We start from the raw sequence: 20,504 nt of genomic DNA on the forward strand, positions 1-20,504 counted from the left end.
GTTCTCTTCGGCGCTAGCCAAGTAAGGAAAGATTTTAGGGAATTATCGATTTTAAGCGGCATGAAGCGGCGCTGGATCAGCTGACGCGGCCCAGCGAGCAGCACGCTACCCCGCGATAGCCACTAACTGTTATAAGGCAACGTGTTTCACCTCACTAACAATAGATCGGATTCAGCCAACAAGGACAACCCGTGCGCGCGACCGGAAAAAATATAACGTCCAAAACTCTCATGATTCAAGGCACCACTTCCGATGCCGGAAAAAGTGTCATGGTCGCTGGCTTGTGCCGATTGCTGGCGCGGCGCGGCATACCAGTCGCTCCCTTCAAACCCCAAAACATGGCCCTCAACAGCGCCGTCACCGTGGACGGCGGCGAAATCGGTCGCGCTCAGGCGGTGCAGGCGCAAGCCGCCTTCCTGGAGCCGCACACCGACATGAACCCGGTGCTGCTGAAACCCAACACCGATATCGGCGCGCAAGTCATCATTCACGGCCGGGCGCTGAGCAACATGGATGCCCGCCGCTATCACGACTACAAGCCGGTGGCGATGCGGGCGGTGCTGGAATCCTACCAGCGCTTGCGCGCGGCGTATGATCTGATTCTCGTGGAAGGCGCGGGCAGCCCGGCGGAGATCAACTTACGCGATAAGGATATCGCCAACATGGGGTTTGCCGAGGCGGTGGATTGCCCGGTCTGGCTGGTCGGCGACATCGACCGGGGCGGCGTGTTCGCCCACCTGTACGGCACCCTCGCGCTGCTGGCTCCCAGCGAGCGGGCGCGAATCACCGGACTCATCATCAACCGCTTTCGGGGCGATGTCAGCCTGCTCGCGTCAGGCTTGGAGTGGTTGACCCAGGAAACCGGCAAGCCGGTGCTGGGCGTGCTGCCCTACCTGCAAGGCTTGCATCTGGAAGCCGAAGACGCCTTGCCGCGCGAAACGAGCGCTATCAAGGAGGCGCAGCGACTACGGGTGGCGGTGCCGGTGCTGGCGCGGATCAGCAACCACACCGACTTCGATCCGTTGCGTCTTCACCCGCAAGTCGAGCTGCGCTGGGTGCGACCCGGCGAAGCCATTCCACCGAGCGATCTGATCATTTTGCCCGGCAGCAAGAGCACGCGCGGTGACTTGCGCCGGCTGCGCGAGCAAAACTGGGATGTCGATATCCAGCGCCATCTGCGCTACGGCGGTAAAGTCATCGGCATCTGCGGCGGCTTTCAGATGTTGGGCCGCCGCGTTCACGATCCCGCTGGCCTGGAAGGCGAACCCGGCAGTAGCCCCGGTCTTGGCTTGCTAGATTTTGCAACGACGCTAGAGCCGGAAAAGCAACTACATCGAGTCGAAGGCTGCTTGCTGTGGGAAGAGGCCGCCGTAACCGGCTATGAAATCCATGCGGGCGTCAGTAGCGGCGCCGCGCTTTCCCGGCCCGCCGTTCGGCTGACCGATGGCCGACTCGATGGCGCGGTGTCGGATGACGGTCAATTGCTTGGTACTTACCTGCATGGGCTGTTCGATACGGCCTCCGCCCGCGATGCGCTGTTGCGCTGGGCCGGACTGGCGGTGCGGGCAACCCCGGATTACCGACAACTGCGAGAAGATGGTATAAATCGGCTGGCGGACGCCATCGCCGAACACTTGGATTTGCGGTTGCTCGAACGGCTGTTGAGCGGCTAATCTTTTAGCGGTTTTTCGCTTTGCTCGGTGATATACCTTCCTCGATCGATCAGCCGGATCGGCCATGAAAATTCGGACTCCACTTTTCATTCTTCTCGTCTTAATTGCCGTCAACGGCGGCATCGTGGTCTACCGCCATTTACGGCAACCGCCGCTGCCGCCCGCCACCATCGCTACCCCTTCAAAAGAAGCTCCAACGCCTTCCACCGCGCCAGCGCCTTCCGCAAGCCCGATTGTTCCCGCGCCGGAGACGGCGGCCTCCTCGCCAGCGGTCACCCGTCCACCGGACCAAACGGCTCCCACCAAACCCCCGTCGGAGCGGGTTGCCATTTTAGAAAAGAAACCGCGCTATCTCCCGCCGCTGCCGGGTTCATCACTGCCCCCCAAAGGTATGGCGGATTGGATTCTGGTGGAGAAAAAAGCGCGGCGACTGACGCTGTTGCGCAACGGCAAGCCACTTAAATCCTACGAGATCGCCTTGGGCCGCGAGCCCGAAGGACCCAAGCGTTTTCAAGGCGACAACAAGACCCCAGAAGGGGTGTATCAGATCAATTTTCGCAATAAAAACAGTGAATTCCACCGGGCCTTGCGCATTTCTTACCCCAGCCCCCAGGATTCCGCCTTCGCCGCCAAACAAAAACGTTCACCGGGCGGCGATATCATGATTCATGGCTTGCCGAACGGCATGGGCTGGCTGGAAGCCGGTCACCGATTGCGCGACTGGACGGCGGGTTGCATCGCGGTGACCAACACCGAAATCGAAGAAATCTGGCGGACTGTCCCCGATGGCACACCCATTGAAATTCGGCCCTAGCGCGATGGCGGCGCACGGCATCGGCACGGCGCGGGCGTTTCAAATCAGCACGCTGGCCGGCGCTTTTGCCGGCTTGGCCATCGGCTTGAACGCGCTGTTGGCCGCTCTGCTGGCGCCGCTGATTGTCCGCTAGCTTCACTTGAGGCCTTGAAGCCGACGAAGCTCAGAATTCGATCCCCCGTTGCGCCTTGACGCCTTGCTCGCGATAGGGGTGCTTGACGCTGCGAATCTCGCTGACCAGATCGGCCAACTCCACCAGCGGCTGCGGGGCATGACGGCCGGTCACCACCACGTGCAAGCCAAAACGGCGCTTGCCAAAAGTGTCCAGCACCCGGCCCAGATCGAGATAGTCGTATTTCAACACCGCATTGAGTTCGTCCAGGATCACCAGCTCGTAGCCGGGATCGCCGATCATCCGTTCCGCCTCGCTCCAAGCGCGTTCGGCGGTGGCGATGTCCTGGTCCCGGTTTTGGGTCAGCCAGGTGAATCCGTCCCCGACCGTCTGAAAATCGACGTTTTCGAAGCGGCTTAACACCGCTCGCTCCGCGCTGTCCCGCCCCCCTTTGATGAATTGCACCACGCCGACCCGCATTCCGTGGCCGATCGCGCGCAAAGCCATGCCGAAGGCGGCGGTACTCTTGCCCTTACCGGAGCCGGTATAGACGATCAGCAAGCCTTTTTCATGGATGGCGCGGGCTTGCTTGCGTTCGTAACCGGCCTTGCGGCGGGCGGTGAGGCGGGCGTGATCGGGATTGGCGGCGGTCATGGCCGAGGGTTCTCCCCTCACCCGCGAGCGAGCGAGGACCGGGTGAGAGGACAGTCAAACGTGATGGGAAAAGCGCATCCAGCTTTGTGGGGTCCAGTCGGGGTCGAGACTGGTTTGGGGCGCATCGTCAGGATGCAGGCCGCACTTGCGGGCGAAATAGCGATGAAACGCTAGATTGGGCGTCAGTTCCGGGTGGAAAACGGTGACCAAAATCCGGTCGTCCTCGGCGGCGGCAACATAATCGTCCAGCCGCAACAACACGCGAACACGGTCGCCGACCCGGACGATCTTGGGGGCGCGGATGAAGGTTACCGGAATCGGCTCCGGCGCCACGGTCGGCACTCGCACCTCGCGGTTGAAGCTGTCCAACTGGCTGCCGAAGGCGTTGCGGCTGACCGTAATGTCGATCAGGCCCAGAAACGGCGGCTCGCTCACAGTGTCCCTGGCCAGCAGAATGGCCCCGGCGCACGTGCCCCACAACCGCAGACCAGCGTCATAAGCCTGTTTGATCGCGCTGTCTAGGCCGAAGATCCGCAGCAGGCGCGACAGGCAGGTGCTTTCACCACCGGGGATAATCAGCCCGGCCAACCCTTCGAGCTCGGCGGCGCGCTTGACGGTGCGCGCTTCCACGCCGATCCGTCGCAGGTGATCGAGATGTTCCTGTACCCCGCCTTGCAAGTCCAGCACGCCGAGCGCGCCGGCGGCGGCGGCCGTCACCAACCCCGTCCCGCCAACCGATCCTCACCGGCCATGCTCGCCACGCTCAGCCCCGGCATCGGATCGCCCAGATCCATCGACACTTCGAGCAGTTTGTCGGGATCGTTGTAAAAGGCCGTCGCCTTGACGATGGCGCTGGCTCGCGTCACCGGGTCGGAGGATTTGAAAATGCCCGAACCGACGAACACGCCGTCGCAACCCAACTGCATCATCAGCGCGGCGTCGGCCGGCGTGGCGATACCGCCGGCGGCGAAGTTGACCACCGGCAACCGGCCCAGCTTCTTGACCTCCAACGCCAGTTCGTAGGGAATGCCGTTGACCTTGGCGAAGCTCATGATCTCCTCGGCCGGCATGGTCGCCAACTGGCGGATCTCACGGTTCATGGTCCGCATGTGGCGCACGGCTTCGACCACGTCGCCGGTGCCGGCTTCGCCCTTGGTGCGGATCATCGCCGCGCCCTCGGCGATCCGGCGCACCGCCTCGCCCAGGTTGCGCGCGCCGCAGACGAAGGGAATGGCGAATTGACGCTTGTCGATGTGGCACTCTTCATCGGCCGGCGTCAGCACCTCGCTTTCGTCGATGTAGTCGATCTTGAGCGCCTGCAAAATCTGGGCTTCGACGAAGTGGCCGATCCGCGCCTTGGCCATCACCGGGATGGTCACCGCTTCCTTGATCGCCCTGATCAGACCGGGATCGGACATGCGGGCGACACCGCCCTGCTTGCGGATATCGGCCGGCACGCGCTCCAGGGCCATGACCGCCACCGCGCCCGCTTCCTGGGCGATTTGGGCCTGTTCCACGTTGATCACATCCATGATGACTCCGCCCTTGAGCATCTGCGCCAATTGAGCGTTCAGGAGATATCGATTCTCTGCCATACTGCACTCGCTGCCTAATAACGGGAAAGCGGTCACGAGAGCCGCGCCGCCCGGACCTGCGGTCCGTAGAGAAGGTGAATTATACCACCATCAACGAGCGGGACCGCACCTTCTCACACGGCGCATTCCCAACCCGAACGCCTCATCATCTTTAGCAGGGGATCGCGGATAAAATTCAGCTTCGCTCACCCAAAACCAGTCATACCTGACCGTTGGCGCGGCGCCGTCCTGGCTTTGCTGGCGGCCGCTCTCTTTGGCGCCAGCATCCCCTCCGCCAAACGGCTGCTCGGCGCCATCGAGCCGACAGCGCTGGCGGGGTTGCTGTATCTGGGAGCCGGGGTCGGGGTCGGCGCGATCCTGACGGTTCGCGCCCGCCTCACAACCCGTCGCGCGCAAGCCCCTTTACCCAGGACCGACTGGCCCTGGCTGGCGGCTATCGTCATCGCGGGCGGCTTGATGGGGCCGATCTTGCTCATGGCGGGCTTGCGGGTGACCCCCGCCACCAGCGCGGCGCTGTTGCTCAACCTCGAAAACCTGTTCACGCTGCTGATCGCCTGGCTGGTGTTCCATGAGAATGTGGATCGCCGGGTCGGCTTGGGTGCGCTGGCCATCCTGATCGGAGCGGTGTTTTTAGCCTGGCAGGGCGATTTCAGCACCCCGCAAGCGGGCGCGCTGGCGATAGCAGGCGCCTGTCTGGCGTGGGCCATCGATAACAATTTGACCCGCAAGCTGGCAGTGGCCGACCCCTTGCTGCTCGTGACGGTGAAAGGCTTGGTCGCCGGTCCGGTCACGCTCGCCATAGCCGCCGCTTTGGGCGAATCCTTCCCCGCGCCGGGTCTTGCCGCCGCGGCGGGCGCGATCGGCGCCATCGGTTATGGCGGCAGCCTGATCGCCTTCGTGCTGGCGTTGCGCCAGCTCGGGGCCGCCCGCACCGGCGCGTATTTCGCCACAGCGCCGTTTGTGGGGGCGGTGCTGGCCGTACTCTGGTTGGCTGAACCTTTAACCTGGCAACTGAGCGTGGCCGGCGCGCTGATGCTGGTCGGGGTCTGGTTGCATCTGACCGAGCGGCACGACCATTTTCACCTGCATGACGCCTTGATCCACCAACACCGCCACAGCCACGACGAACATCACCAGCATCCTCACGAACCGAACGATCCTCCCGGCGAACCGCATGTCCACGAACACGTCCACGCCCCGCTCGAACACACTCACCCGCACTACCCGGACATCCATCACCGGCACCGGCATTCCGACGGCTAAAGGGCGCCGCGCGGTCGCTTTGCTCATGGGTTAGGCGAACGCTCGAACGTTGCCGCCGGAATGGGAGCAGCGGACCCGTCCAACCGCCGCCGCAGCAGCGCCAATACGGATTCACGAGAGCGCGGCGCCGGCATCCCATGCTGGCCCGCGCCCAGCAGCTCCGCCACTTCCAGCAGCAAGGGCGGCCGCAGTCGGGATTGCCGCATCGCCTCGCGATCTCGCAGCACCGCCGTCGCCTCGCCCTGGACTTTGACCGCACCTTCATGGAACAACGCGATATCGTCCGCCCAGGCATACGCCAGTTCCACATCGTGCGTCGAAAACACCAGAGTCGTACCGGCCTCGTGTAGCTTTTGCAAAGCACCCAACAACTGCGTCACACCCTGCGCGTCAAGCCCGGCGGTCGGCTCGTCCAGCACCAGAATTTCCGGCCGCATGGCCAACACCCCGGCGATGGCAACCCGTTTCTTCTGACCGAAACTGAGGGTATGCGTGGCGCGGCGGGCCAGCGGAGCGATCCGCAACGCCTCCAGCACCTCGATCACCCGTTCGCGAACCACCGCCTCGGACAGGCCCAGATTCAACGGTCCAAAGGAGATATCCTGCTCGACGGTCGCGGCGAACAACTGATCGTCCGGCTCCTGCAACACCAAACCGACCCGGCAGCGCCAGCGCGCGAGCGAACGGCGGTCGTAAGCAACCGGCTGGCCGTCCAGCCAGATGGCGCCCCGAGCGGGCCGAAACGTCCCATTGAGATGCAGCAGCAAGGTGGTCTTACCGGAGCCGTTGGCGCCCAAAATAACCAATTTCCGTCCCCGCTCGACAGTCAGGTCGAGCGCTCGCAGGGCGGCGATTCCACCCGGATACCGGTACTCCAACCCGCGCGCCGCCAGCAGAGCGCTCATGGCAGCGCGCGCGCCAGCAACCCGCTTGCCATCCCAACCAGACCGACGCCCAGCAGGCCGAGCGCCAAGCGCGCCCATGATAGCGGCTGTGCGGCTCGCAGCACCCGCAATTCGCCGGTATAACCCCTGGCGGTCAACCCGATTTCCATGCGCCGGGCCTGCTCCAACCCGCGCTGGAACAAATTGCCAGCCAGCAACCCCAGGGAACGCAAGCTGCGATCGAAGCGCGCATAACCCAGCCGCGCCGCCTGCGCCCGCTGGCCGGTCGACGCCCGTTCGGCGAAGACAAAAATCAGTCGATACACCAACAGAATCAACTCGATCACACCGGCCGGAACCTTGATCCGCCGCAGCAGCGGCGTCCAATCCACCACCGGCGTGGTCAAGGTCAAAAAAGCCAGGCAACTCACCGCCGCCAGCGCCCGCAGCGTCGCGGCGAGCGCGAGGCGCGCCCCTTCCGGGGAGCAGCGCAACGCGATACCTTCGGCGAACTCCAGCGACACGGCCAGAAACGGCGCGCCCGCCAGCAAAAACAGCGCCGGCGCGGCCATTATTCCCAAAAGCGCCCGCAGCGGCACACCCGCTCCAAACACTGTCGCAACAACCGCGACCGCCAACGCTAACGGCGCTGCCGCCAACGGAGGCAGAACCAGCACGACCCCCAATAACCCCAAGGCTGGAATCAGCTTTTCGGCCGGATGCCGGTCGCGCCAGCGATTGGTCCAGGCGTGATGGTCAATCGCCCGCATCGGCGCGCTCCCGTCGAGCGCGCGCTTGTCCGCGTTTGAAGCCCAGGTAATAACCCAGCACCCCCGCGCCCAGCGCCGCCTGCAAAGCGAACAAGCCGCTGGCAAGCTCCGGCGGCGGCTTCCAAACGGAATCGAACCAGGGCCGATAAGCGGGCTGGAGCGCGGCGACGACAGCCACCGCCTGACTGTCGGAGCCGGCAAACTCAGCCCCTTGGCGACGGCCGCCGATCCAAACCGAACCCGCCAAAATCACCACCAACAACAGCAGCCACCAAGCGCCGTGGGCTTTCACGAGCGAGCCTCCGCGCCGAGGGCGTCGGATGGAAAATTGAGGCTTTGCAATTCATCGCCGCTGTATTCCCGCAGAAACTTGACCACCGCCACGGTCAGCACACCTTCCACCACGGCCAGCGGCAATTGCGTCGGCGCGAACACGCTGGCGAATTTGAGAAACGATCCCGCCAACCCGCTCGCCGGATCGGGAAAAGCCAGCGCCAGTTGGCCGGCGCTGGTCAGATAAGTCGTCAGATCACCCGACAGCGCGGCCAGAAACACGCTGGCGGCAAGCGGCACACTCAGCCACCGCGCGACGCGAAACACCCCGTAAGCAACCCAAGGACCCGCCACCGCCATCGAAAACACGTTCGCTCCCAGCGTGGTCAAACCACCGTGCGCCAGCAACAACGCCTGAAACGCCAACACGATGGTTCCCAGCAACGCCACGACCGCCGGCCCGAACAGAATCGCCCCCAAGCCAGTGCCGGTGGCGTGCGAACAACTGCCGGTCACCGAGGGCAACTTGAGCGCCGACAGCACGAAAGCAAAGGCACCCGACGCCGCCAGCAACAACTTGATTTGCGGCTGGTCCCGCATCAGGCGGTTGACTCGGTGGGTGCTGAGAGCGACGAACGGCAGCGCGATCGCGGTCCAGGCGGCGGCGTGCAGCGGCGGCAGGAACCCTTCGGCGATATGCATGGCAAACCTCTCCGGTAACGGGCGCAACATCGGGGAGGTCGTTCTGGGAAGGCGGTCGCCAGCAACGGCTCGACGAAAACGCGCTGGCTGGAAACGGTTTGCAACCCCGGAGCACCCCGCCCGGAATCAAGCTGGTCTCCGACATCGGCAGGTCTCCTGGCTCACAGGTTCTCGTCGCTCGCCCAGCCTTCCCAGCCTTTTCGGCCAGTGGCGCGCGGGGGGCGCGACTCGCTGTTTACAGTTGCGGGGGCAGCTCTGGAATTGGCGGCCGGGGGCCGTCGCACCAGATTCCCTTTTGATCCCCTTGGGCGAAAGAAAGCCCTTGAGAACCCATATCGGATTTACCATGATGCTAACGCCGGGCCGGCAACAGCGTCAACTGGGGCGCGGGCCGTCGCCCGTTCTGAAGCCAGCCCCATCCCCGGCCCGCGATGCTACACTGACTGGAAAGGTTTGCCCCTGAAGATCGTTTCCGCGCCACCGTCCCAACCGAAAAAATAAAGCATCCATAAAATCAGTTCCTTAATCTTGCTGGTGATGCGTTGCATCATAAAATGCTATTCTCAAGGCCATTCAATAACCCAACGACCGGACCTGCTTCGATGAGTGATAAACGCCTGCTGATAGTCGATGATGAGCCAGATTTCGGTGAGTTCATTCGCCGGGTGGCTTCAGATCTCGGTTACGAGGTCCGGGTGACCACCAACGGTCTGGATTTTCAAAAAAACTATGCCGATTTCCAACCGACCCTGATCATTCTCGACATGGTTATTCCGGACCTGGATGGCAACGAGCTGTTGCTCTGGTTATTGCAACAGGGTTATACCTCCGATTTGATCATCACCACCGGCTTCAATCCAGATTACGCGCGGGATGCAAAAACCCTGGCGGAATTCAAAGGATTGCGTCGGGTCAATATCATGGTCAAACCCGTCACGCTGACCCACCTGCGCGCCGCGCTCGGAAATTGACGGGCCTCTTGCAACCACACAGCCTCCGCATTCCTCAGCCGAACCCCTGGAATGGAACGCTACGTGTTGTGACCGCAAATTCCGCTCGACCAAACCCGCCGCCGATCCGTCAACGCCTCGTTTCGCCCCTGTCCCTCGTTTTGATCGGTTTGGGCGTGCTGCTCATCGCCGTGCTCGCCACGCATGATCTGCTCGCTAAAGTCTTCGTTGTTTGGAGCCTGGCGGTCTTAATTATCTCATTGCTGTCAGCGACTTATCTCATTTCCAAACGGCGCGTCGACGCGCTGGCCCGACCGGTTGGCTCGCTGGTCGAAGCGATCCAACAGCTGGCGGCGGGACGCTTGCACGAGGATATCCCCATCGCCAGCGGCGACGAACTCGGCGAGCTCATTGGCTCGTTCAACCTGCTGCGGACCTCCATGCAGCACACCCAGGAAAAATTGCGTGAGGCCAATGCGTTATTGGAACAACGAGTGACCGAACGCACGACCGATTTGGCCACGCTCAATCAGGTCCTGACTTACCAAATTGGCGTCCGCAATCAAACCGAAGTCGCGCTGCGGGAAAGCGAAGCACGGCTGCGCGCCATGACCCGGGCCATTCCCGATCTGGTTTTCGTGGTCGATGAGGACGGCCGCTACCGCGAAATTCTGGCGGCGGGCCAGAATCGCGCCGCCACCGCCATTGCCCCGAGTCACGACTTACCCGTCAACCCGCCGCCCGCGCCAGATTCACGCCGCCGGCGCGAAACACCAGACGCCGAACCCAAGCAAGCCACCATCGGCATCACGCCCATCCGTGACCGACTCCTGCATGAAGTCTATTCGACCGAAATGGCGGATTTTTTTTACGACATCATCCGGCGCGCCCTGGAAACCCAGCAAATTCAAATCGCCGAATACGAATTACAAACCGCTTCAGGCTTGCGCTGGTTCGAGTCCAGAACCGCGCCGCTGGATGTGAAGTTCGACAACAAGGCGGCGGCGATCGTGGTGGCGCACGACATCACCAAGCGCAAATCCGGCGAGGCCCAACTGCGGCAAGCCCAGAAAATGCAGGCCATCGGTCAACTCACCGGCGGTATCGCTCACGATTTCAATAATTTGCTCGCCGTGATCATGGGCAATTTAGAGTTGTTGCACGAGCAACTAACCGCGCAACCCCGGCTGCACGAATTCGCTCAACAAGCCTTGAAGGCCGTGGATCGAGGCACCAATCTGACTCGCCGGCTGCTGGCCTTTTCGCGCCATCAACCGTTGCTGGCGCAACCGACCGACCTAAACAAGCTGGTGCTTGGAATGCTGGATCTGATGCGGCGCACGCTCGGGGCCAACATCCAAATTAATACCTTATTAGCCAAAGATTTATTAAATACACTAGTCGATCCCGACCAACTGGAGAACGCTTTACTCAACTTGGTCATCAATGCCCGCGACGCCATGCCCAGCGGCGGCGAACTCACCCTGGAAACCGCTAACATCCTGATCGAGGAAGACTACGCGATGCAGCAAGCCGACATGCAGGCTGGGCTTTATGTCGTGTTAGTGGTCAGCGACACCGGCGTGGGAATGACGCCCCAGGTTCTGGAACGCGCCTTCGAGCCGTTTTTCACCACCAAGGAAACCGGCAAAGGCAGCGGCCTCGGCCTCAGCATGGTTTATGGCCTCGTCAAACAATCCGGCGGGCACATCACCATCGACAGCCAACCCAATCAGGGCACCCGAGTTCGGCTTTATCTGCCCACCATTGAAAGCTCAGTGCAGGCCCTCCATGAACCTCATACGGTCGATGTATCCCTTCGCGGCCAAGGTGAAAGCATTCTTGTCGTTGAAGACGATGCCGAAGTGCGGTTGTTCGCGGTGAACGCCTTGCGCGGACTGGGCTACGATCCCTTACAGGCGGCCGATGCGGAAACGGCATTGCAGGTCCTGGCAACGACTTCCGAAATCGTTTTGTTGTTCACCGATATCATCATGCCGGGTCAAATGGATGGCGTCAAACTGGCCAGCGAAGCGCAACGCCGCTACCCCAAGTTACGCGTGCTTTATACCTCCGGCTATACCGAACACGCGCTGATTGGTGACGGTCATCAGGTTGAAGGCGTGGATGTATTGCTCAAGCCTTACCGTAAAGCTGATTTGGGGAAAAAAATTCGGCTGCTGCTGAGCTGACGATAGGCTGATTGTCAACCCTTTGGTCAGAATCCCAAGCTGGCGAAGGCGCCTGCGGCGCTGCCGGGCTGGTCGATGGCTTTCCTTGAAATTTCTGGTCTGAGAGCAAGCGCCTTCAGCCGGTCCGCTGAGGGTTACGGCGGGACCAGCCCACCGTAACCTTGCAACAGATTACATCAATCCAATCATTTACTTCTTCGGCGCGGTAGCCGGAGCCGGAGCCGCCGCCGCCGCCGGAGCCGCCGCCGGAGCCGCCGCCGGAGCCGCCGCCGGAGCCGCCGCCGGAGCCGCCGCCGGAGCCGGAGCCGGAGCCGCCGCCGGAACCGCCGCCGGAGCCGCCGCCGGAGCTGCGGGAGCCGGAGCTGGGGCCGCCGCCGGGGCAGGAGCTGCCGGGGCCGCGGGAGCCGGAGCTGACACGGTACTACTCTTGGCGGCTAGTTGGCTCCACCATTCATTCAGATAGCCCTTTTGCCAAAGATAGGCGGCGCCAGTGAGCAGCAGCAACAGGAAGATATAAGTCTTCCAAGGCTGCTTCTTTTCCGCGAAGGGGTCCACGAACGAGCGTTGAGCGCCAGGCGGTAAGGTGGCGACGCGCGTCAGCGACGTTCCAAAAGGAATGTTGATCGTGGCGCGGGTATTGATCGCCCAGCCGTTACCATCGAGTAGAGGGGCCAGATTGCGCTTGCGCAGCTTGAGGTAAGCGATAATCATCGACGGACCGGAGATCGCCAGCATCACGCCGACAATTGCGAGCGGCATCTGCCAAAGTTTCAACCCCATGAATCCGGTCAATACCGAGGCGATCGCGGTGCCGATCGCGCCGACGGCCAGACCGATGGCGGCGAAAATACCAGCGAATTTGCCCACGTCGAACGGTGCGGCCGGCGCTTTGCCCGCTTCGGCTTTTTCCGCCGCCGCCGTGACGCCCGCCGCCGCCTTGTCAGCCGCTGCCTTATCGCGCGCGGCCGCCATCTTCTCGATCTGCTCCCCGATCATCTTGCCGATGCGCTTGTAGGGATACCAGAACGCTTGGCGGACGCTGATCGGGTGCTCGATGATCTTGATGATGGTGGCGTCCCAGTCCCGACCGCGCCGGTCGAAGAACACGCCGTTGCGGCCGACCATCAAATTGTCCGAGTCGCCGTTGGTGAAGGCGGCGGCGATGGTCATGGTTTCGGTGCCGCCCCGCCGCCGGCATTCGCAATAAGCGAGGTAAATGCCGCTCAGATTGGCCATCTCGGCGTGCTTGGCCATGTCGTCGATCCGCAAGCACAACTCGCAACTGCGGCCGTCGATATACAGGGTGCCGGCTTGGAAAATGGCGGTGTAGCCCGGCGTATAGAAGTCGCGGAAGGAAACGAAATTATTCAGCAATCTGAACAGGTGTTGATGGTAGCGAACCAGCCGGTCCACGGAGGTCACGGCCTCCATCTCGGCCGCCAGCCCTTTATATTTTTCGATCAGTGCTTTTAGCTTTGCTTGGTAACCGCCGCCCAGCAGCGCGCGAACTCGCGTCAGCCCCAGCGCTTCGACCGGCACGCCTTTTTTGTTGCTCAGCCACGTTTTATGGGCGGCGAACTTGGCGCATAAGGCTTCCCACTCCTGAGCGCTCAGGCTGGTCTTTTCCTGATAGCCGGCAGGTATGATCTTCGCTCGAAAATCCGCCATCGCGGCGGTCCAGGCCGGGTTGATGCCCGACTCTAGCGACAGCGGCTTACCGGCTTCGATCTTTGCCAGAGGCAGTGCGGCAACTTCTTCGGTGGTGGTCGACAGGTTCTTGCCCGCAAAAGACTCATATTCGGTCAGCGCGGGGTTCAACGGCTCGGCCGCCCGAGGATCGAACGCCGCCAACCGACAGCGCGTGAAATAATCGTCGATCTTATCCTTGACGGCGTTAAACGCGGTCATTGCCGCCTCGGTCTTCTCCGCGAACGGCAGCAGGTTGGACGCATCCCGTTCCGCTTCCTGCCACCAGTCGGAATAAGACTGCGCCTCTTTGAAAAATTGATCGATATGCTCTTCGGACAAACCCAGTGTTTCGCCGTCTTGTTCCTTGGCCTTGACGCTGGCGGTAATGTCTTCGATCACCGCTCTGAGCGCTTCATCCTCGACGAGATCGGGAGTCAGGGTACCATCGGCGTTGAATTGAATATTGGCAAAAATGTTGGCCGTGTCCGCCGTATCTTCGACGGTGATGGCCGTCTCTTCCGCTTTGCCGAGATGGGCCAAGATCTGTTTGGCCGAGGTCAGCACTTCCAAACCTTCGGGGGTACTGTCGTCGATGGCATCCAGCGGTAGAACCGCAGTGCTCTTGGTCATCGTATCCGGGTTTTTGAGAACCGACGTGGCCCAATTAACCGCCTTGATGACTTCCGGCACGCGGACGCGGCCATCCCCGTCGTTATCGATCAATGCGAGCGTTCTGTCGTCAAATTCTAGACCGCTGGTCGGACAGCTGAGGCTCGCCCACAATTTGGGGTCGAGTTGTTCCAATGCTTTTAAATCAGCCGTGCTTTCCAAACGAACCTGATCGAACCCGCCCGAGCGAAAAAATCGCCATTTATGCTTACTAATTGATACATCATCAACATTATTCGCCATAAAAAACACCTTTTAACTTGTATTGTTGTCACTCTCATATTGGGTTTATGCCTCCTGGCCTGCTATCCTCCGTCCCGGCCGGGCCGCGCTTTAGTGGCTCCGTCCGACAGCAACTGTAGGCTGTCCTTCAGCGTTTTAACAGTACTCGCCAAAAGAGTCTTCAACTGTCTTCTTGCTGTAGTACGGGCTAAGTAGACTTTAATAACATCCGCTTAACTTTGGGAGATGCTTAACAATGCCGCTTACAAACCGTCTTGCCGCCGAATTTATCGGCACGCTTTGGCTGGTGCTAGGAGGGTGCGGCAGCGCCGTGCTCGCCGCCGTGTTTGTCGCCAACGTAGGCCCTAGCACTTTCAATATCGGCATCGCCTTGGTCGGCGTATCGCTGGCCTTTGGTTTGACCGTGCTGACCATGGCTTACGCCATCGGCCACATTTCCGGTTGTCATCTGAATCCGGCCGTCTCCGTGGGTCTGTGGGCGGGCGGCCGGTTCTCGACCGCCGACCTGGTGCCTTACATCATCGCGCAAGTGTTGGGCGGCATCGCCGGCGCGGCCATCCTTTACATGATCGCCACCGGCAAGCCGGGTTTCGATCTCGTCGCCAGCGGCTTCGCGGCCAACGGCTTCGACGATCATTCGCCGGGCAAATACGGCATGAACGCCGCGCTGATCTGCGAAATCGTGATGACCTTCATGTTCCTGATCATCATTCTCGGTTCCACCCATAAGAACGCGCCCGGCGGATTTGCCCCCATCGCCATCGGTCTGGGCTTGACCCTGATCCACTTGATCAGCATTCCGGTGACCAACACTTCGGTCAATCCGGCCCGCAGCACCAGTCAAGCGATTTTCGTCGGCGGCTGGGCCTTGCAGCAGCTTTGGCTGTTCTGGGTCGCGCCGATCGTCGGCGCGGCGCTGGCCGGCTTCGTCTATCGCTGGATGGCGCCCAACGACGATTGAGCGTCAATCCCGCGCAACCGAAAGGCTCGCCCCGGCGGGCCTTTTTGTTTTCGATTCGGCCAAAACCCCGCCAAGCGGACGGTTCTGCCTAGAACCGTCCGTCTTCCATTCCGTCAACGCGCTTTGCCCGCCTTCCAAGCCGCCAGCAGGGTTTCATAGGCGATGGTTTGGCCTTGCGGTTTTTCGTTGGCCAATTTCTTCCACGGCGCGCCGGTATCGCTCAGCCATTTGGCCGGATCGCCCTTGGGATTGAGCTTGGGCGCGCAGCGGGCCATGCCGGCGCGCTCCAGCCGCGCCATCACCTGATCCATCTCATCCGCCAGATTGTCCATCGCGGCTTGCGGGGTTTTCTCGCCGGTCACCGCCTGCGCCACGTTCTTCCACCAGAGCTGCGCCAGCTTCGGATAGTCGGGGACGTTGGTGCCGGTCGGCGTCCAAGCGACGCGGGCCGGGCTGCGGTAGAACTCCACCAGACCGCCGAGCTTGGGCGCGAGATCGGTCATGGCTTGCGACTGAATGTCCGATTCGCGAATCGGCGTCAGGCCGACCAAGGTCTTTTTCAGCGAGGCGGTCTTGGAGGTCACGAATTGGGCGTAGAGCCAAGCGGCGGCGGTGCGGTTGGGGTCCTGGCCGCTGAAGAAGGTCCACGAGCCGACGTCCTGATAGCCGTTTTGCATCCCGTCCTTCCAGTACGGGCCGTTCGGGCCAGGGGCCATCCGCCATTTCGGGGTGCCGTCGGCGTTGACCACCGAAAGTCCCGCCTTGGTCATGTCGGCGGTGAAAGCGGTGTACCAGAAAATCTGCTGGGCGATCTGGCCTTGCGCCGGTACGGGTCCTGCTTCGCCGAAGGTCATGCCGGTGGCTTCCTTCGGCGCGTATTTCTTCATCCAATCGACGTATTTGGTCAGGGCGTACACCGCCGCCGGCGAGTTGGCCGCGCCGCCGCGCGCGACCGACGCGCCGACCGGCGCGCAGCGGTCGTCCGCCACCCGGATGCCCCATTCATCGACCGGGAAGCCGTTGGGGATGCCCTTGTCGGCGGTACCGGCCATCGACAGCCAGGCGTCGGTGAAGCGCCAGCCCAGCGACGGGTCTTTCTTGCCGTAATCCATGTGGCCGTAGACTTTCTTGCCGTCGATCTCCTTCACGTCCTCGCTGAAGAATTGGGCGATGTCCTCATAGGCCGACCAGTTGAGCGGCACGCCGAGATCGTAGCCGTATTTGGCCTTGAATTTGTCCTGCAAGTCCTTGCGGGCGAACCAGTCGGCGCGGAACCAGTACAGATTGGCGAACTGTTGGTCGGGCAACTGATAAAGTTTGCCGTCCGGCGCGGTGGTGAAGCTGGTGCCGATGAAATCCTTCAGATCCAGACCGGGATTGGTGTAGTCCTTGCCCTCGCCCGCCATGTAATCGCTCAGATTCATGATTTTGCCGTAGCGGTAATGGGTGCCGATCAGATCGGAATCCGAAATCCAGCCGTCATAGATCGACTTACCCGACTGCATCGAGGTTTGCAGCTTCTCGACCACATCGCCTTCTTGGATCAGATCGTGCTTGACCGTGATGCCGGTAATTTCGCTGAAGGCTTTAGCGAGGGTTTTGCTTTCATATTCATGGGTGGTGATGGTTTCGGACACCACCGCGATTTCCTTCACGCCCTTGGCTTGTAGCTTCTTAGCCGCGTCGATGAACCACTGCATCTCGGCCAGTTGCTGGTCCTTGCTCAAGGTGGACGGCTGAAATTCGCTGTCGATCCACTTTTTGGCTTCGGCTTCGCCGGCCTGAGCTGGCCCGGCCAACGCGCCAGCGACGGCCAAGGCCAATACGGTATAACGCATCTTCATCGTGCTTCTCCTCATCGTTGCTGTTATCCGCTTCCCCACGGGTCACGCGGGTCGCCACGGCCTCGGGGAAGCGCCAGGCCGGATTCCCAATGCTCTAACCGCGCCGCAAGATCAACGCCAGCACGGCCATCGAAATCACAAAGCTGATCCAAATGCTCGGCTCCTGCTCCAACGACAGCCATTCGGCCAATTTGCCCGCCAGTCCGATAAAACCGAGGTTGATGTAAGCCGCCGTCAACAGGCCGATGAACAAGCGGTCGCCGCGAGTGGTCGCAATCGGTAGAAACCCCTTGCGCGCGACGGTCGGCGCTTTGATTTCCCACACTGTCATCCCAACCAGCATCAAGGCGATGCAGCAGAAAAATACCGCAACCGGCGTGGTCCACACCATCCAGGCGAACATCACACCCTCCCCATCGCAAAGCCCTTGGCAATGTAGTGGCGCACGAACCAAATCACCACCGCACCCGGCAAAATGGTGAGCGTACCCGCCGCCGCCAACACCGCCCAATCCATCCCAGACGCGGACACGGTGCGGGTCATCACCGAAACGATGGGCTTGGCGTCCACGCTGGTCAGGGTTCGCGCCAGCAATAGCTCCACCCAACTGAACATAAAGCAGAAAAAAGCGGCGACCCCGACCCCGGATTTAATCAGCGGCAGAAAAATCGTCAGAAAAAAGCGCGGGAAGGAATAACCGTCGATGTAGGCAGTTTCGTCGATCTCACGCGGCACCCCGCTCATAAAGCCTTCCAGAATCCACACCGCCAGCGGCACGTTGAACACCAGATGCGCCAGCGCCACCGCGATGTGGGTATCCATCAATCCCAGCGTGGTGTAAAGCTGGAAAAACGGCAGCAGGAACACCGCGGGCGGCGTCATCCGGTTGGTCAACAGCCAGAAAAACACATGCTTGTCGCCGATGAAGGAATAGCGCGAGAAGGCGTAGGCGGCCGGCAGCGCCACCGCGATCGCAATCGCCATATTGATGGCGACATAGATCAAGCTGTTGATGTAGCCCGAATACCAAGAGGCGTCGGTGAAGATGGTGGCGTAATTGGCCAGGGTGAACTGTTGCGGCAGCAGGGTGAAGCTGGCCAGAATCTCTTGGTTGGTCTTGAAGCTCATGTTGACCATCCAGTAGATCGGCAGCAGCGCGAAGATCAGATAAACGATCAGAAACAGCGTCCGCCATTGAAACCGCCGCTCATTCATGGCCCGCGCCCTCCCGCTCTGCCGTGCCGACCCGCTGCATCCAGTTGTAGAGGATGAAACACAGCAGCAAGATGATCAGAAAATAAATCAGCGAAAACGCCGCAGCCGGCCCCAAGTCGAACTGGCCGACCGCTTTCTGGGTCAGGTATTGCGACAGGAAGGTGGTGGCGTTGCCCGGCCCACCGCCGGTCAGCACGAACGGTTCGGTGTAAATCATGAAGCTGTCCATGAACCGCAGCAGCACCGCGATCATCAGCACCCCGCGCAGCTTGGGCAATTGGATGTAGCGAAACACCGCCAGGCGGCTGGCCCCGTCGATGCGGGCGGCCTGATAGTAAGCGTCGGGAATGCTGCGCAGCCCGGCGTAGCACAGCAGCGCCACCAGCGGCGTCCAGTGCCAGACATCCATCGCCAGCACTGTGATCCAGGCGTGGGTGGCGTCGCCGGTGTAGCTGTAATCGACGCCGAGCCAGGCCAGCGCCGCCCCCAGCAGACCGATGTCAGCGCGGCCGTAAATCTGCCAGATGGTGCCGACCACGTTCCACGGAATCAGCAGCGACAGCGCCACCAGCACCAACACCAGCGACGCTTGCCAGCCGCGCGCCGGCATCGACAGCGCCAGCGCGATGCCGAGCGGGATTTCCACCGCCAGCACCGCCAGCGAAAAGGTCAACTGCCGCCACAGCGCGGCGTGCAACTCCTCGTCGCGCATCACCGCCGCGAACCATTCGGTGCCGACGAACACCCGCCGGTCGGGCGAGATGATGTCCTGCACCGAGTAGTTGACCACGGTCATCAGCGGCAGCACCGCCGAAAAGGCGACGCAGATCACCACCGGCAGCACCAACCACCACGCTTTTTGATTGATCGGTTTCATCCGCTCGCTCCCGTCGCCACCGGCTCCGACCCGGCGGCGATCAATTGGTGGTCGCGGCCGTAGAAGCAGGTGTGCGGCCCCAGCACGGCCAGCCAGACGATCTCGCCGGATTGTGGAATCGCGCCGCGTTCCGCGCTCAACCGCGCCCGCAACAGCGATCCATCGACGCGGGCGGTCAGCAATTGATAGGTGCCGATGTCTTGCACTTGAACGACCTCGGCCGCCAGCGCGCCCATCACGCTGGCGTCCGCCAAACTCACGTATTCCGGCCGCACGCCGAGCGTGAATTCGCCGGCCGCGCTCAACGGTTCGGCGAGCGGCGGTGCGACCTGTAGGGTGTGACCCGCCACTTCGATCACCCCATCCCACCAGCGCGCCGGCAGAAAGTTCATCCCCGGCGAGCCGATGAAATGGCCGACGAACCTGTGGCGCGGTCGCTCGAACAATTCGGCGGCCGTGCCGATCTGCACCGCCCGCCCGCGCGTCATCACCACCACCTGATCGGCGAAGGTCAGCGCCTCGACCTGATCGTGGGTGACGTAGATCAGGGTCAGTTTCAACTCGTGATGGATTTGCTTGAGCTTGCGGCGCAGTTGCCATTTCAGATGCGGGTCGATCACCGTCAGCGGCTCGTCGAACAAGACCGCGCTGACATCCTCGCGCACCAAGCCGCGCCCCAGCGAAATCTTCTGCTTGGCGTCGGCGGCGAGGTTGGCGGCGCGCTGGTTGAGTTGGCCGCTCAATTCCAGCATCTCGGCGATCCGGCCGACCCGAGCCTTGATCCGGTCGGCGGGCACGCCGCGATTGCGCAGCGGAAAGGCCAGATTGTCGGCCACCGTCATGGTGTCGTAGACCACCGGGAACTGGAACACCTGGGCGATGTTGCGCTGCTGGGGGCTGTGCTCGGTCACGTCCGCGCCGTCGAAGCGCACCGCGCCGCGCGAGGGCCGCACCAACCCGGAAATGATGTTGAGCAGCGTGGTCTTGCCGCAGCCTGACGGCCCCAGCAGCGCGTAGGCCCCGCCGTCGGCGAAGCTCATCTGTAGCGGCAGCAGCGCGTAGTCGCTGTCTTGCCTGGGATCGGGCAGATAGGAATGGGCCAAATCGAGATCGATGCGAGCCAT

At 61.8% G+C, this 20,504-nt stretch carries 20 protein-coding genes and 1 riboswitch; of the genes, 7 read left to right on the forward strand and 13 right to left on the reverse strand.

Features of this window, described 5'->3' with window-relative positions; genetic code table 11:
- Window positions 1-230: 230 nt before the first annotated feature.
- From IPK09_06000 to IPK09_06010, 3 genes are all read left to right on the forward strand, one after another.
- The gene (locus IPK09_06000) at window positions 231-1,673 is read left to right on the forward strand and encodes a cobyric acid synthase (protein MBK7983168.1); all 1,443 of its coding nucleotides are present in this window, start codon (window positions 231-233) and stop codon (window positions 1,671-1,673) included.
- A 391-nt stretch (window positions 1,674-2,064) separates the two neighbouring features.
- Window positions 2,065-2,487: a L,D-transpeptidase family protein gene (locus IPK09_06005; GenBank protein ID MBK7983169.1), complete on the forward strand. Its 423-nt coding sequence runs from the start codon at window positions 2,065-2,067 to the stop codon at window positions 2,485-2,487.
- On the forward strand, window positions 2,459-2,620 hold the full coding sequence (locus IPK09_06010; protein ID MBK7983170.1) for an LrgB family protein: 162 nt from the start codon (window positions 2,459-2,461) through the stop codon (window positions 2,618-2,620). Before IPK09_06005 ends, IPK09_06010 begins: the two co-directional genes overlap by 29 nt.
- 30 nt (window positions 2,621-2,650) lie before the next feature.
- Here IPK09_06010 and cobO read toward each other — a convergent pair whose 3' ends face one another.
- Genes cobO through pdxS form a run of 3 tightly spaced genes read right to left on the reverse strand, consistent with a single transcriptional unit; the run spans window position 2,651 to window position 4,848 of the window.
- Complete coding sequence (gene cobO, locus IPK09_06015; GenBank protein ID MBK7983171.1) at window positions 2,651-3,253, reverse strand: cob(I)yrinic acid a,c-diamide adenosyltransferase; 603 nt, start codon at window positions 3,251-3,253, stop codon at window positions 2,651-2,653.
- Window positions 3,254-3,307: 54 nt separating this feature from the next.
- Window positions 3,308-3,970, reverse strand: coding sequence for a pyridoxal 5'-phosphate synthase glutaminase subunit PdxT (pdxT, locus tag IPK09_06020; GenBank protein MBK7983172.1), 663 nt, complete (start codon window positions 3,968-3,970; stop codon window positions 3,308-3,310).
- Window positions 3,967-4,848 (reverse strand): pyridoxal 5'-phosphate synthase lyase subunit PdxS, encoded by an 882-nt coding sequence (pdxS, locus tag IPK09_06025; GenBank protein MBK7983173.1) that lies wholly within the window; start codon window positions 4,846-4,848, stop codon window positions 3,967-3,969. The genes pdxT and pdxS overlap by 4 nt, the downstream gene beginning before the upstream one ends.
- 201 nt (window positions 4,849-5,049) lie before the next feature.
- On the opposite strand from pdxS, the gene IPK09_06030 reads away from it, so the two are divergent.
- Window positions 5,050-6,111, forward strand: coding sequence for an EamA family transporter (locus IPK09_06030; GenBank protein ID MBK7983174.1), 1,062 nt, complete (start codon window positions 5,050-5,052; stop codon window positions 6,109-6,111).
- Between the two features lie 23 nt (window positions 6,112-6,134).
- On the opposite strand, the gene IPK09_06035 is transcribed toward IPK09_06030, so the two are convergent.
- From IPK09_06035 to IPK09_06050, 4 genes are read right to left on the reverse strand one after another with little or no spacing between them, the layout of a single operon-like run.
- Window positions 6,135-7,016, reverse strand: coding sequence for an ATP-binding cassette domain-containing protein (locus tag IPK09_06035; protein ID MBK7983175.1), 882 nt, complete (start codon window positions 7,014-7,016; stop codon window positions 6,135-6,137).
- Complete coding sequence (cbiQ, locus tag IPK09_06040) at window positions 7,013-7,765, reverse strand: cobalt ECF transporter T component CbiQ (protein ID MBK7983176.1); 753 nt, start codon at window positions 7,763-7,765, stop codon at window positions 7,013-7,015. The genes IPK09_06035 and cbiQ overlap by 4 nt, the downstream gene beginning before the upstream one ends.
- Window positions 7,752-8,057, reverse strand: a complete 306-nt coding sequence (locus IPK09_06045; GenBank protein ID MBK7983177.1) for an energy-coupling factor ABC transporter substrate-binding protein — start codon at window positions 8,055-8,057, stop codon at window positions 7,752-7,754. The genes cbiQ and IPK09_06045 overlap by 14 nt, the downstream gene beginning before the upstream one ends.
- On the reverse strand, window positions 8,054-8,740 hold the full coding sequence (locus IPK09_06050) for an energy-coupling factor ABC transporter permease (GenBank protein ID MBK7983178.1): 687 nt from the start codon (window positions 8,738-8,740) through the stop codon (window positions 8,054-8,056). Before IPK09_06050 ends, IPK09_06045 begins: the two co-directional genes overlap by 4 nt.
- Before the next feature lie 128 nt (window positions 8,741-8,868).
- Window positions 8,869-9,089, reverse strand: a riboswitch (cobalamin riboswitch).
- 253 nt (window positions 9,090-9,342) lie between these two features.
- Between IPK09_06050 and IPK09_06055 the strand changes: the two genes are divergently transcribed.
- Window positions 9,343-9,711 carry a response regulator gene (locus IPK09_06055; protein ID MBK7983179.1) on the forward strand — a complete coding sequence of 123 codons (369 nt, stop codon included), beginning with the start codon at window positions 9,343-9,345 and terminating at the stop codon, window positions 9,709-9,711.
- A 68-nt stretch (window positions 9,712-9,779) separates the two neighbouring features.
- The gene (locus IPK09_06060; GenBank protein ID MBK7983180.1) at window positions 9,780-11,882 is read left to right on the forward strand and encodes a response regulator; all 2,103 of its coding nucleotides are present in this window, start codon (window positions 9,780-9,782) and stop codon (window positions 11,880-11,882) included.
- Window positions 11,883-12,071: 189 nt separating this feature from the next.
- On the opposite strand, the gene IPK09_06065 is transcribed toward IPK09_06060, so the two are convergent.
- Window positions 12,072-14,483: a hypothetical protein gene (locus tag IPK09_06065; protein MBK7983181.1), complete on the reverse strand. Its 2,412-nt coding sequence runs from the start codon at window positions 14,481-14,483 to the stop codon at window positions 12,072-12,074.
- A gap of 235 nt (window positions 14,484-14,718) precedes the next feature.
- Here IPK09_06065 and aqpZ point away from each other — a divergent pair, with 235 nt between their 5' ends.
- A complete protein-coding gene (aqpZ, locus tag IPK09_06070) occupies window positions 14,719-15,444 on the forward strand; it encodes an aquaporin Z (GenBank protein MBK7983182.1) in 726 nt (241 codons plus the stop codon).
- A gap of 113 nt (window positions 15,445-15,557) precedes the next feature.
- On the opposite strand, the gene IPK09_06075 is transcribed toward aqpZ, so the two are convergent.
- From IPK09_06075 to IPK09_06095, 5 genes are all read right to left on the reverse strand, one after another.
- Window positions 15,558-17,288 (reverse strand): carbohydrate ABC transporter substrate-binding protein, encoded by a 1,731-nt coding sequence (locus IPK09_06075; protein MBK7983183.1) that lies wholly within the window; start codon window positions 17,286-17,288, stop codon window positions 15,558-15,560.
- A 94-nt stretch (window positions 17,289-17,382) separates the two neighbouring features.
- Window positions 17,383-17,691: a DUF2160 domain-containing protein gene (locus IPK09_06080; GenBank protein MBK7983184.1), complete on the reverse strand. Its 309-nt coding sequence runs from the start codon at window positions 17,689-17,691 to the stop codon at window positions 17,383-17,385.
- A complete protein-coding gene (locus IPK09_06085) occupies window positions 17,691-18,503 on the reverse strand; it encodes a carbohydrate ABC transporter permease (protein ID MBK7983185.1) in 813 nt (270 codons plus the stop codon). Before IPK09_06085 ends, IPK09_06080 begins: the two co-directional genes overlap by 1 nt.
- Entirely contained in the window at window positions 18,496-19,380 is an 885-nt protein-coding gene (locus IPK09_06090; GenBank protein MBK7983186.1) for a sugar ABC transporter permease, read from the reverse strand. Before IPK09_06090 ends, IPK09_06085 begins: the two co-directional genes overlap by 8 nt.
- Window positions 19,377-20,504 (reverse strand): ABC transporter ATP-binding protein, encoded by a 1,128-nt coding sequence (locus tag IPK09_06095; GenBank protein MBK7983187.1) that lies wholly within the window; start codon window positions 20,502-20,504, stop codon window positions 19,377-19,379. Before IPK09_06095 ends, IPK09_06090 begins: the two co-directional genes overlap by 4 nt.

It is taken from the genome of Candidatus Competibacteraceae bacterium (genome assembly GCA_016713505.1).
GTDB lineage: Bacteria > Pseudomonadota > Gammaproteobacteria > Competibacterales > Competibacteraceae > Competibacter_A.

Coding starts and splice junctions, on each gene's coding strand:
- IPK09_06010 (MBK7983170.1), top strand. CDS start 2,459: ATGGCACACCCATTGAAATTCGGCCCTAGCGCGATGGCGGCGCACGGC.
- IPK09_06095 (MBK7983187.1), bottom strand. CDS start 20,504: ATGGCTCGCATCGATCTCGATTTGGCCCATTCCTATCTGCCCGATCCC.
- aqpZ (MBK7983182.1), top strand. CDS start 14,719: ATGCCGCTTACAAACCGTCTTGCCGCCGAATTTATCGGCACGCTTTGG.
- cobO (MBK7983171.1), bottom strand. CDS start 3,253: ATGACCGCCGCCAATCCCGATCACGCCCGCCTCACCGCCCGCCGCAAG.
- cbiQ (MBK7983176.1), bottom strand. CDS start 7,765: ATGCGGGCGATTGACCATCACGCCTGGACCAATCGCTGGCGCGACCGG.
- IPK09_06085 (MBK7983185.1), bottom strand. CDS start 18,503: ATGAATGAGCGGCGGTTTCAATGGCGGACGCTGTTTCTGATCGTTTAT.
- IPK09_06090 (MBK7983186.1), bottom strand. CDS start 19,380: ATGAAACCGATCAATCAAAAAGCGTGGTGGTTGGTGCTGCCGGTGGTG.
- IPK09_06035 (MBK7983175.1), bottom strand. CDS start 7,016: ATGAGCGCTCTGCTGGCGGCGCGCGGGTTGGAGTACCGGTATCCGGGT.
- IPK09_06000 (MBK7983168.1), top strand. CDS start 231: ATGATTCAAGGCACCACTTCCGATGCCGGAAAAAGTGTCATGGTCGCT.
- IPK09_06080 (MBK7983184.1), bottom strand. CDS start 17,691: ATGTTCGCCTGGATGGTGTGGACCACGCCGGTTGCGGTATTTTTCTGC.
- IPK09_06065 (MBK7983181.1), bottom strand. CDS start 14,483: ATGGCGAATAATGTTGATGATGTATCAATTAGTAAGCATAAATGGCGA.
- IPK09_06050 (MBK7983178.1), bottom strand. CDS start 8,740: ATGCATATCGCCGAAGGGTTCCTGCCGCCGCTGCACGCCGCCGCCTGG.
- IPK09_06075 (MBK7983183.1), bottom strand. CDS start 17,288: ATGAAGATGCGTTATACCGTATTGGCCTTGGCCGTCGCTGGCGCGTTG.
- pdxS (MBK7983173.1), bottom strand. CDS start 4,848: ATGGCAGAGAATCGATATCTCCTGAACGCTCAATTGGCGCAGATGCTC.
- IPK09_06055 (MBK7983179.1), top strand. CDS start 9,343: ATGAGTGATAAACGCCTGCTGATAGTCGATGATGAGCCAGATTTCGGT.
- IPK09_06005 (MBK7983169.1), top strand. CDS start 2,065: ATGGCGGATTGGATTCTGGTGGAGAAAAAAGCGCGGCGACTGACGCTG.